6 protein-coding genes are annotated in these 11,794 nt (G+C 70.8%); 3 read left to right on the top strand and 3 right to left on the bottom strand.

Going from position 1 to position 11,794, the window contains the following annotated elements:
* Positions 1-44 precede the first annotated feature (44 nt).
* Complete coding sequence (locus tag KUM49_RS38325; RefSeq protein ID WP_217241576.1) at positions 45-3,653, bottom strand: AMP-binding protein; 3,609 nt, start codon at positions 3,651-3,653, stop codon at positions 45-47.
* Between the two features lie 473 nt (positions 3,654-4,126).
* Between KUM49_RS38325 and KUM49_RS38320 the strand changes: the two genes are divergently transcribed.
* Positions 4,127-5,386, top strand: coding sequence for an MFS transporter (locus KUM49_RS38320; RefSeq protein ID WP_217241575.1), 1,260 nt, complete (start codon positions 4,127-4,129; stop codon positions 5,384-5,386).
* 300 nt (positions 5,387-5,686) lie between these two features.
* On the opposite strand, the gene KUM49_RS38315 is transcribed toward KUM49_RS38320, so the two are convergent.
* A complete protein-coding gene (locus KUM49_RS38315) occupies positions 5,687-6,442 on the bottom strand; it encodes an IS6 family transposase (protein WP_254402424.1) in 756 nt (251 codons plus the stop codon).
* Position 6,443: 1 nt separating this feature from the next.
* The gene (locus KUM49_RS38310; RefSeq protein WP_254402423.1) at positions 6,444-10,205 is read right to left on the bottom strand and encodes a WD40 repeat domain-containing protein; all 3,762 of its coding nucleotides are present in this window, start codon (positions 10,203-10,205) and stop codon (positions 6,444-6,446) included.
* Positions 10,206-10,627: 422 nt separating this feature from the next.
* On the opposite strand from KUM49_RS38310, the gene KUM49_RS38305 reads away from it, so the two are divergent.
* Together KUM49_RS38305 and KUM49_RS38300 are read left to right on the top strand one after the other, a co-directional pair.
* Positions 10,628-11,467: an NPP1 family protein gene (locus KUM49_RS38305; protein WP_217241572.1), complete on the top strand. Its 840-nt coding sequence runs from the start codon at positions 10,628-10,630 to the stop codon at positions 11,465-11,467.
* Positions 11,468-11,572: 105 nt separating this feature from the next.
* Positions 11,573-11,794, top strand: a 222-nt coding sequence (locus tag KUM49_RS38300) for a transposase (RefSeq protein ID WP_308406945.1), incomplete at its 3' end; no start/stop codon positions are given.

Raw genomic sequence — 11,794 nt, 5'->3', positions numbered from 1 at the left:
CGTGTGTGTCCCTTCTGCGTCGGATCGGTTCGAGGTGCGGCCGGTCACGAGCGGCTCGCCGCGTGCGTGGCGAGAACCGCGATCTGCCGTGCGAGCCCCTCGATCGACGGGTTCTCCCACACCAGCGCGGAGGGCACGTCGAGGTCGTGGTCGTCATCGAGGTCGGCGACCAGCTCGGTGATGGCGATCGAGTCGATGCCGTAGCGCTGGAGCGAGGCCGTGCCCTCGACCTGCTCGGCACTGACGCCGGCGCGCCCGGCGACCCAGTCGGTCAGCCACAGCCGCCACGGCGCGACATCGCCCTCTGCGGGCTCGGCCGCTGGTTTCGTCGGCGCACCGCCGCGATCACCGGGTGGCTGCGCTGGCCCGGCAGGAACCGGCGCAGGGCCGTCCGCGGGCGATGTGAGCTGCGCGTCGCGCGCGGTGTCACCACCGGTGAGGAGGGCATCGACGGTGAGCCGGACGCCGGGGGTGCGCGGGGCGAGCTTGTGCGCGCGGGCCACCTCCGCCGCAGTCGACTCCAGCAGCCGGGCGGCATCCAACATCACCGGGCGCTGGGTGGCGGTCCGGTACGCCTGCTGCAGCCGCCGGGCCGCCCAGGCTCGCGCCCCGCTCACGTCGGCGGCCGGATCGACCGATCGGCGGACCAGGACGTCCACCAGGCCCGCGGCGGCCACCTCTCCGAGCCGGTCGTGCAGGAGGCGCTTGCCCTCCACGGCGTCGCCGAAGGACCACTGCTCGTAAGCGGCTGTCACGTCGTCGATCATCGAGGTGAGGTCGCGAGCCGCGTCCGCGTCGTCGAGTTCGTTCTCGACCAGCGTCCGCAGCGCGTCTCGCCGGTTGAGGACCAGCGACCCCAGGTGCATGCGCAGGCTTTCGGTCGGGCCCTCGAAAATGCGCAGGACTCGGGCATCGCGCAGGAACCGCGACACCTCGTTGGTCTCGATGTAGCCGCGCCCGCCGAGGAGCTGGACGGTGTCGTCGACGACCTTCCAGAGCAGCTCGGGGCAGACCACCTTGAGCACGAGCGCAGCGATCTCGTCCACTGGACGGTGGGCGTCGAACAGTGAGGCCGTGCCGTAGACGACGGCCTCGACGGCGCGGACCGCGGCGACGGCGTCGGAGAGTGTCTCGCGCACAACCGGATTGTCGATCATCAAGCCGGTGCTGATCGGACGGTGTCGGGCGTAGCCGACGGCCACACCGAGGCAGCGCTTCATCGCGCCGAGGCACAGGCCGCCGATCATCAGCCGCGCCCGCATCATGGCGTCGTTGGCGACGTCGAACCCGCGGCCGACCTCACCCAGGACGCGATCGTCGCCAACTCGGGTCCCGTCGAGAACGACGGTGTTGTGGACCATGGCGCGCATCCCCATGGTCAGCTCCTCGTCGCCCATCCGAACCGCGCCGTCGTCGCTGTCGACGAGGAATGCAGTCATGCCCTGGCTGCGCCCGAGCTCGTCGTAGGCGTGGGCGAACGTGACGATGAGGTCCGAGCCGGCCGCGTTCCCGCTCCAGGACTTCACGCCGTCGAGGCGCCACGAGCCGTCGTCGGTGCGGGTCGCGGTGGACGAAATCGACGGCACGAACGAGCCGGCTCCGGGCTCGGTGAGCGCGAAAGCCGCGAGCGCCAGTCCGCGGGCCAGCTCGGGAGCGAGGCGCCGGCGCAGCGACCCCTCGGCGTACTGCAGGACCGGACGGACACCGAGAACGTTGTTGTCGCAGACGAACGTGGCCAGGCAGAGGTTCACCCCGGCCAGGCGTTCGAGGATTCGCAGCATCCCTGAGTCGTCGAGGCCCAGCCCGCCCTCCGCGCGCGGGACCTGCATGCCGAGCACACCGCGGCGCGCCAAGTCCAGCACAACGTGCGGCGGGATGCTGCGGCGCTCGTCCATGAGCATCGTGTTGACCCGGCGCAGCGCCCAGTCGTCGATCCATTCGAGGAGATCAGCGACTTCGCGGTGGTCGGCCGCGGCGACCGGTTCGGGCACCTCGCCGGAGCCGGGGAGTACCTGGAGCGTCCCGTCGAGGTGGGCCTGGGCCACGGCCGAGCGCCGGAGCTTCCCGCTCGTGGTCTTGGGCAGGCGCCCACGCGGGAGGAACAGGAGGGCGGCCGGTACGACGCCGTGCTCCTGCCAGATCGCGATCGCCATGGCCTCGCGGTCCACGTCGTCGGGGGACGTCGACGGATCGAGTTCGACCGCGACAACGAGGCGTTCCTCGCGCTCGCCGTCGATCGCGAAAGCGCAGGCGGTCGCGCGACCTGCGCCCGGTGCGGCTGCCGCCGCCGTGGCTTCGATGTCCTGGGGATAGTGGTTCTCACCCCGGAGGATCAGGAGATCCTTGTGACGCCCGGTGACAAAGAGATCGCCGTCGGCGACGAAACCCAGGTCCCCGGTCCGCAAGTAGGTCGGACCGTTGGGATCGTCGGTGATCCGCGCCCGAAAGGTCTGCTCCGTCTCCTGCGGGCGGTTCCAGTAGCCGGCACCCACGCAGGGGCCGCTGACCCAGATCTCGCCCACGGTCCCTTCCGGCACCGTCTTCGCGGTCGCGGGGTCGATGATCCGGATCTCGGTGCCCGGCGACGACGTGCCGCATTCGACCTTGGCCACGGCCTGTTCGCCCACCCGCGCCCGGACAGCCCGACCAGCGCGCAACTGCTCGGCGGACAGGCTCAGCGCGCGGGACGGGCCCCGCGCTGTTCCCGCGACTTTCAGCGTGGCCTCGGCCAGGCCGTATCCGGCGACGACGGAGGTCTCGCTCAGACCGCACGCGGAGAATGTGTCGATGAACCGGCGCATGGTCTCGGCCCTGACCGGTTCGGCCCCGTTGATGGCGTACCGCCACGACGAGAGGTCGAGTTCGGAGCGCTCCTCGGCGCTGATCTTCTCCAGACATCGCTCGTAGGCGAAGTTCGGGACGATGGAGGTGACGGCCCTGGCGTCGGAGATGGCTCGCAACCACCGGATCGGTCGCCGCACGAACGCCTCGGGGGCGAACAGGGTGACCGGTGAGGCGCGGAAGATCGGCAGGACCAGCCCGAACATCAGCCCCATGTCGTGGAACATCGGCAGCCACGAGACCGTGGGTTCGCCCGGCTGGGTCGGCCAGAGCTCGTCCAGCTCGCGAGGTTGGTGCCAGAGATTCGCGTGCGTCACGACCACGCCCTTGGGAGCGGCCGTGGACCCCGAGGTGTACTGCAGCAACGCGGGCTCGTGCGGGCCCGGCTCGCGCCGTGGACCGTCGGGTGCGCCCGCCACATCCGTCCGGATGAAGCGCAGCCCGGAGAGCCTCGCATCCAGGCCAGAGAGTGTCGGGGTGTCGGTCAGGACGACGTCGGTGTCGGCGTCCTCCGCGATCGCCCGGACCCGTTCGCCCGCCGAGGCCCGGCGGGGCACCGGCACGGGAACCGCGACGACTCCCGTCCGCAGACAGGCGACAAACGTCGTGACGAACTCCAGTCCGGGCTGGTACACCAGCAGGGCCCGGCGACCGGCCAGCCCAGCGCGGGCGAGCGTTCCGGCCCTGGTCGCGACCGACTGGTCCAAGGTCCGCCAGGTAGAGCTCGCGGACGGATGCTCCCCGTCCTGGAGAAACGTGAAAGCGATCTGGTCCGGTCGCTCCCGGGCCCAGCGCTCGAGCGCGGACGGCACGCTTCGGAATCCGTCCGCCCAGAAATGGGAAGTCTGCGCGAGCCGTGCGGCCGAATAGAGTGTCACCGAGCTCCTCTGTTTCTGCTTTGCGGCGTCAGCCACCGAAGACCGTATTGGTGGAAGTCGCAAATGGTTCACGCCGCGTCTGCGCCCAGCCGGCAGGAGGGCGAGACGCGGCGCTAACTGGGGAAAGGAAGATGACCGCTTTCTCGGCAGGTCAATTCGTCGACTGCTTGACGGTTAAGAGCGGTACTGCCGAATAGCTTCGATTCAACTCTCGGATGGGCGGCGGAGACTTACGCTCGCAGCCGCTATCCGGATGTGTCAACGGTGTGTAACGCGAGGGAAGTCGCTCACCGCGACGCAAACCACGAGGTCGTATGCGCTCACGGATGCCATGCAGGGCAATGCTGTGACATGGATCACAATTCCTTGCTCTGGCGCGGCCCTGACCTGCGCGTATGGTTCTGAAGGTGAGTGACGCCAGCGGAATTGAAATAGCCACTGATGTGCCACGACAGGTTCCGCTACGGCGCAACAGGGGCTTTCGAATGCTGTGGATCGGGCAGTTGCTGTCCGATACCGGCACACAGATCAGTGGGATCGCCTACCCGCTGCTCATCCTGGCCCTGACCCATTCGGCGGTGCTCGCCGGGATCGCCGGCACGGTCCGGGCCATTACCGTGCTGTGCGTGCAACTGCCCGCTGGGGCGCTTTCGGACCGGTTCGACCGGCGACTGACGATGATCATCTGCGACATCACGCGAGCGGTGCTGCTGGCTCTGCTCGGCATTCTGATCGCACTGGATGCCGCGTCCTGGCAGGTGGTCCTCGCCGTGAGCCTGATCGAGGGAGCTGCCGGTGCCGTCTTCGATCCGTCCGCCGCCGCCGCGCTGCCGGGAATAGTGCCGGACGAGCAGCTGGAGCAGGCGTGGGCCGCCAGCGAAGGCCGGACCTACGGTGCCAGCCTGGCCGGCCCGGCGCTCGGCGGAATGCTGTTCGGAGTAGGCCGTGCCGTCCCCTTCCTGGCCGACGCGATCTCCTTCGCGGTGTCGTTCGGCACGGTGAGCCGGATCCGCGGGAAGTTCCGGCCGGAGAAGGCGGCCGTGCGCAAGTCGTTGTGGCGCGAGGTGACCGATGGCCTGCAACTGGTCTGGCAGGTACCGATTCTGCGCGCGGCGGTGATCCAGACGCCCCTGGTGAACTTCGCCTTCAGTGGCGTGATCTTCAGCATCACCCTCGCGATGCAGCAGCACGGGACATCCACCGCGGTGATCGGTTTCGTGCAGGCAGGCATCGCGGCCGGCGGGCTGCTCGGCGCCGTCGTCGCCCCCCGACTGCAGGGGCGCGTGCGCCTGGCAACCCTGACCACCACGATCACCCTGGCCGCCGCCCTGCTGTTCGGTGCTGCGGCCTTGTTCATCCCGTCACCGCTGGTGGCGGCGCCGGTCGCGCTGGCACTGCTGCTCGCGCCGGCCGCGAACGGGGCGCTCGTCGCCGTGGTGCTCCGCAGCGCGCCCGAGGACATGCGCGGCCGAGTCATCAGCACGGTGATGATGGCGGCCACCGCACTGGCGACACTGGCGCCACTGATCGCGGGCCTGATCGTCCAGCACGCTTCCGGCGCCTGGGCGGTAGGCGCCTTCGCCGCCGCGACAGCCGTCGCGGCCGTGCTGTGCCTGGTGCTGCCAGGTTTTCGGCACGCGGAGTCCCCGACGGCCGCAGCGGGCTGAGCCGCCGTACGAGCAGGCCGCGCCGGACGCGACGCGGCCCTCTCCGCAGACGAGGAAGCATGGTGCCGCGCGGGCCCCTGCGGCCGGCCTCCACCTCAGCGCGAGTCGATCAAACCCGCCCGCCTCCCGGATCGGCTCCGGTCGGCCGGCTCCAACAAACGCGGCATCGCCCGCATCCTCGACCCTGACTGCTCCCTAGCCTCGCGCTTTCATGGGCGTGCTCGGGCGCTGTCACGTTGTTGGGTGGATAGGTGTCTGATGGCACGTCGTGGCGTAGTGGAGCCCGGTTCTGCGCTGTGGTCAGGCCGCGGTGGCGGGCCCGGCAACGCCGGTGAGTTGCTCCCAGATTGCGAAGCGGACGGTCATCTCGGCTCGGTAGACGTGTGCAGGCATCAGATGGCGGCGGGGCCGGAAGTGGGGCGAGATACCGCTGAACGCGGACAGGAACCGCTGGGCCCCGCCCACTGAGCGGAAGCCCTTCATCGCCTGTTCGCGCTGCCTGGTGGGCTGGTGGCTGTTCTCAGCCCGGTTGTTCAGGTACTTCGACTGCCGGTGCTCGACGCAGGGCATGACCTCGCGGCGGGCGGCGCCGTAGGAGCGGAGCTTGTCGGTGACGATCACCCGTGGCACCGTTCGGCTCTTCTTCATCAGCCTGCTGAAGAAGAGCCTGGCCGCGGCCTTGTCCCGGCGGTTATGCACCAGGATGTCCAGGACGTTGCCGTCCTGGTCGACGGCCCGCCACAGGTACTTCTGGTCTCCATTGATGTTGATGAAGACCTCGTCCAGGTGCCACTTGTCACCCGGCCGGGGCTGCCGGCGGCGCAGCGCGTTGGCGTAGGTCTGCCCGAACTTGGCGCACCAACGGCGGACCGTCTCGTAGGAGACGACGATCCCGCGCTCGAGCATGAGCTCCTCGACCTCGCGGAACGACAGCGGGAAGCGGAAGTACAGCCACACACAGTGGGAGATGACCTCGACCGGGTACCGGTGCCCCTTGTATGACAGCGACGCACTCCCCACGGACGACCCTCCCAGCCTGATCGACCCGAAGATCATCTCACCGGCCAGCCAACGTGGCAGTGCCGTCGCACACCCTTCTGTACGGCGCGTCCGGTACGTACGTGTCCCACTCGCTCCTCGTCAGGTTTTCGTTCCCGGCACGGGCGCAGACGTGGCCGATGACGCGGGTGGGGGCGACGGTGTGGCGGTGGAGGGGGACGTGGCCGCCGCCGGCGTAGAGGGTGGTGTTGTCGGGGCTGAAGGCGAGTGAGGCGATGGGCTCGCCGGGGGTGGGGAGCGGACCGCCGAGGGGCTGTTGGGTGGTGGTGTCCCAGAGCTGGATGGTGCCGGCGTCGCCGCCGACGGCGAGGGTGTGGCCGTCGGGACTGAGGGCGAGGGCGCTGACCGCCTCCGGGGTGCCGCCGAGGGGGGCCGGGAAGACGTTGCGCAGGACACCGGCGCGGCGGCGCAGGTCGCCGTCCCACAGGGCGACCCGGCCGGTGCGGTCGCCCGCCGCCACGCGGCTCCCGTCGGGGCTGAACGCCAGCGCGCTGATGTGGTCGCCCTGGACGAGGTCGAGCGCAACACTCTGACGGGAACTCCGGCGGACGACGCGGTTGTCGCCGACGATTATTTCGGTGTTCGGGGCGAGCTGAAAGCGGGTGCCTGCCAGGCCGGGCCCAGTGACGACGTTCGTCCGGCGGCGGTCGGCCACGTCCCAGTGCTCGCTGCTCAGCTCGCCGGCGGCCGAGGTGCGGGCGGTGAAGAGGGTGCGGCCGTCAGGGGTGAGGGCGAGGGCGGTGACCGCGGTGGCGGACTCGGTCGTCGCCAGGTCCAGCGCGGTCTGTTCGCGGTCGCGGATCAGGTCCCAGACGGTGAACCGCTGCGGAGCGGCCCGTTTGCCGGGTGCGGTGACCCCGTAGACGAACCGGCTGCCGTCGGGGCTGAACGCCATCTGTGGGACGACATCACCCGGTGCCAGGGGCGGGGCCAGCGCTTCACCGTGAGGGGCATGGGGCGTGCCGTGACCGTGGGAGGCGGCAGCCGGGACCGGCTGGGGCGGTGGCGGGGAAGGCAAGGTGCGGACGAGGCGGCCGTCGTCGGTGTTGCGGAGTTCGAAGCCGAAGCCGGTGCCCGTGCGTTCGGCGGTGGCGAAGACGCGGCCGTCGGGGCTGAGCAGTACGCCGTCCATGGGCCGGTCGCGCCAGACGGCGGTGACGGTCGCCGTCAGGTCGAGGGTGTGGGCGGTGCTGCCCTCCAGGTAGCGCAGAGCGGGTGAGCCGGGGTCCCATGCGAGGCGACCGTGCAGGTTCTGGTTGTTGAGGGGATGGCGGAGGACGGGAGTGACCGGGGCGGACAGCCGCCACACCCTGATCTCGCCGGCGGAGCCGAACGTCGCGAGGAACTCCCCGTCCCGGCTGAACGACGCGTACAGCACACCCGGGTCGCGGATTTCGGCGGACCAGCCACCGATACGAACGTCCCACACCTGTGCCCGGCCCTCGGCGATGACGGCGAACCGGCCGTCGGCCCCGAACTCCAGCGTCGAGTCGGCACCGCAGACCCCTCGGGCCCGTTCCCAGGCTCCGCGCACCACCTGCCGCCCGCCGGTCTCCCGCACCTGCGGCGCCTGTCCCGCCGGGCACACGGCCACCAGCCGATCGTCCGCACTCACCGCCACGTTCGCCCTGGTGACCCCCCGCTTTTCGAACAGCACCGCGCCGTCCGCCACGGCCCGCACCCGTACGACGTCGGCGCCGGGCTCGGAGGCCGAGCCGGAATCGGAGTCCGCGGGTGAGTCGGTGTGGTCAGGTTCGTCCATCACGTAGCTGCGCCCGCTCGCCCCGAAAACGATCCCGTCCGGGCCCGGCACCAGTGGCGGGCCGCCCGTCCAGCGCCCGGCCCGCATGTCCCACAGCCGCATGCGCCGGTCCGTCCCCGCGATCGCCAGGACCCGGGCGTCCGGCCCGGCGGCCAGGACCTCACCCGGGGGAAGGAGGCCGGAGCCCGTACTGCGGCGGGTGCCGAGGTTCCAGGTCTGCCAGGTGCTGTCGTCGACGCTGAGGAGGGTGCGGCCGGAGTCGGCGAGGAAGCGCTGTGAGCGGTAGCCGGAGGCGGGGTCGCTGAAGGAGTCCGGTTCGGGCTGGGTGAGGGAACCGAGGAGAGCCCGGCGGGTCTCGGGCAGCGGGGCGATGCGCCAGGAGGCGACGCCGAGCAGCAGGGCGGCCCGGGGGTCGGTGGTGCGCAGGCCGTCGGCCACGGCGGCGATGCGGCGGGCGGTGTTCTGCGTGTGCTGTAGCCGGTTGTCGTCGTGCTGCCGCCAAGCGGCGAGGCCCACGACCAACGCCATGGCCAGGACGGCCGAGAGTGCGCCGACCAGGGTCCGGGACCGGCGGGTGGAGCGGGCGACGGCCCGGCGCTCTGCCTCACGGGCGTCGAACGCGGCGCTGAGGAAGTCCCGCTCGGCTTCCGTGAGCGCGAGGTCGGAGCGGTGGCCGGGGAACATCTCCGCGGCGCGGGCCAGCTGGGTGCCCCGGTAGAGGGTGCCGGGATCGCGGTCGTGCTCCAGCCAGGCACGGGCGGCCTCGGTGAGCTGCCGGTGGTGGCGCAGCCGTTCGCGGTCCCGCTCGACCCAGCCGTGCAGCCGGGGCCAGCAGCCGATCAGCGCCTCGTGGGCCAGACGTACGCCCTCCTCGTCGACGGTCAGCAGCCGGGCGCAGGCCAGCCGTTCCACCACCACGTGCACATCGGGGTGGGACCACTCCAGGAGTTCGGCCCGGGTCAGGGGGCGCCCGGTGTCGACGGTGCCCCGGCCCGGCTCGACCAACCGCAACAGCAGCTGCCGGGCGGCCGTGGCTTGTGACGCGGACAGCTGCCCGTACACCGCCTCGGCGCTCGCCGCGATCGCGCCGCCCAGTCCGCCGGCCGCCTCGTACGCGGCCGTCGTCAGCATGCGGCCCTTGCGGCGCCGCCAGGTCTCCAGCAGCGCGTGCGAGAGCATGGGCAGCGCGCCGGGCCGGTCGAGGACCTCCTCGACGACCGCCGCGGCCAGCGACCGTTCCACCAGGAGACCGACCGCCTGCGCGGGCCGCACCACCGCCTCGCGCAGTTCGTCCGCGTTCATCGGGCCGACCAGCAGCCCGGCGCGGCTCAGCGCGCTCGCCAGTTCCGCGTGTTCGCCGCAGCGGGCGTAGAAGTCGGCGCGTACGGCGATGATCACCCGCAGCCGGGAGCCGGGTTCCCGGGCGGTGAGCAGCAGGTCGATGAAGCGGGCCCGCTCCGCCTCGTCCCGGCAGAGGGTGAAGACCTCCTCGAACTGGTCGACCGCCACCCAGATCTCGGGCTCGTCCGCTGCGGGGGTCAGCAGATGTCCGTACGTCTCGGCCGGTCGGGCGCCCGGCGTGAACACCCGCAGCACCGCCGCGCCCTCCCGCCGCGCGATGCTCGCGCGCACCCGGGGGACGACCCCGGCGCGCAGCAGCGAGGACTTGCCACTGCCGGAGGCTCCGAACACGGCGGCGAAGCGGTGCGCGGTCATCAGCTCGCACAGCTCCGCCACCAGCCGGTCGCGGCCGAAGAACAGCTCGTGGTCGTCCGGTTCGAAGCGGGCGAGGCCCCGGTACGGCGCCGGCGCGTCCTTCTCGTCGTCCACGGGAACCGCCGCGGCCGCCGCCTCGGCCTCCTTCCAGTACACCTCCCACTCGTCGGGGTCCCCGCCGCACGCCTTCACATACCCCTGGACGACCGCCAGCGAGGGTAACCGCTCCCCGGCCGCCGCCTGGGACAGGGTCGTCGCCGAGAATCCGGCGTCCTCGGCCATCGCCCGGTACGAGGGGCTACCGGCGGCCCCGCGCAACTCCCGCAACCGGTGGGCGAGTAGCTGGACGGGCCCGGCCGCCGGGTCAACGGGCCTTTCAGGACGCCCCACAGACCTACCCACTTCCAGCGCTTATACCAGTTCCGCAATTTGTGGTATTTGCGTCATTTCACAATGCGGCCGAGCGAAGCAAAGTTCAGCGGCGATCAACATACGGATCAAGGTGACCAGACGAAACCCTGCGCACACGAAGTGTGGTGTTGATGACAGCGGCAGTGCGCGCCGCCGAACAACCGGGAACCGTTGTCCGCGATTGATTGCCCTGATGAAACCAGGTGTCGATCAACTCTCCGCTTGTCAGTCTCTGTCCCGCCAAGCCGGATCACCGGCGTCCCCCAGCGCAGAGCAAGTGGAGTGAACCGCCGATGCCCCAGACACCGAAGAAGAGCAGGAAGTCCCGCCTCGGCCGCCTCGGGCGTTTCGCGCTCGTCGCGGCCAGCGCCGCCGCGCTGACCATCGGGCTGACCGGCAGCGCCCATGCCGGCGTACTGACCCCCCTGCCCGAGAGCACCACCACGTTCCAGAAGACCTTCCAGCCGGTCTTCGACTACGACACGGACAGCTGTCTCCCGGTCGCCGCCATCGACCAGTGGGGCAACCTCAACGGCGGCCTCGACGACAGCGGAGCCATCACCGGCCAGTGCCGCGACAACCACCTGGGCAAGGCCAACACCTACTCGCGGGCCAAGTGCAACAACGGCTGGTGCGCGATCATCTACACGCTGTACTTCGAGAAGGACATGTCCTGCGCTGCATGCACCAGCACGTCGCACCGCCACGACTGGGAAGCCGCCGTGATCTGGATCCGGCAGGGCGCGAGCACGCCCTCGTACGCGTCCGTCTCCGCCCACGGCGACTACACGACCAAGAACTGGAGCGATGTCCCGAGGGACGGGGTCCGTCTCAAGGTCGTCTACCACAAGGAGGGCCAAGTGCTTGACTGGGGGACCCACTCCTTCCGCTTCGCCGGCTGGGGCGAGGTCGCGGAGGCCTGGGGCGACGGCGGCTGGGACTTCCCGCGCCTGGTCACCTGGAACAGGTTCCCGGCCAGCAACAACGGCGTGGACCTCCAGCGCCGGATGCAGGACGCCACCTGGGGCTCCGCCAACTTCCCGCTGAAGGACGGCCGCTACAACAACGAGCTCAACGCGGCCAAGAACGGCCCCGCCGCCGGTATCCCCTTCGACGTGTGGGCCGCCGGCTGACGGACACAAGAACAGCCAAGAAAGGGGCCGGCCCCGACGGCACTTCTCCGCCATCGGCGGCCGGCCCCCTCATCCCGGGGCCCGGCGGGCGACCTGGGCCCGCTGGTGCCCAGGGAACTGGTGCAGATCGACACCACTGGGCTGGATTTCCGGCGCACCGGACGCAAGGCGTCGAAGCGGTGGGAGAAGGCCAACGCCGCCCGCAACAAGGTCCCCCACCGCGTGGCGGACCTCCGCGGAGACGCCCTGCACAAGCTCACCACCGCCGTGACCGCCGAGTACGGCACGATCGTGGTCGAGGACCTCAACGTCGCCGGGATGCTCCGC

The sequence above is a fragment of the Streptomyces sp. AC555_RSS877 genome, assembly GCF_019049245.1.
GTDB lineage: Bacteria > Actinomycetota > Actinomycetes > Streptomycetales > Streptomycetaceae > Streptomyces.
This window is presented reverse-complemented; position numbering and strand designations above follow the sequence as displayed.

What these genes read in the sequence shown, in the direction of transcription:
- KUM49_RS38310 (WP_254402423.1), bottom strand. Translation starts at nt 10,205, where the DNA reads ATGGCCGAGGACGCCGGATTCTCGGCGACGACCCTGTCCCAGGCGGCG.
- KUM49_RS38305 (WP_217241572.1), top strand. Translation starts at nt 10,628, where the DNA reads ATGCCCCAGACACCGAAGAAGAGCAGGAAGTCCCGCCTCGGCCGCCTC.
- KUM49_RS38315 (WP_254402424.1), bottom strand. Translation starts at nt 6,442, where the DNA reads ATGATCTTCGGGTCGATCAGGCTGGGAGGGTCGTCCGTGGGGAGTGCG.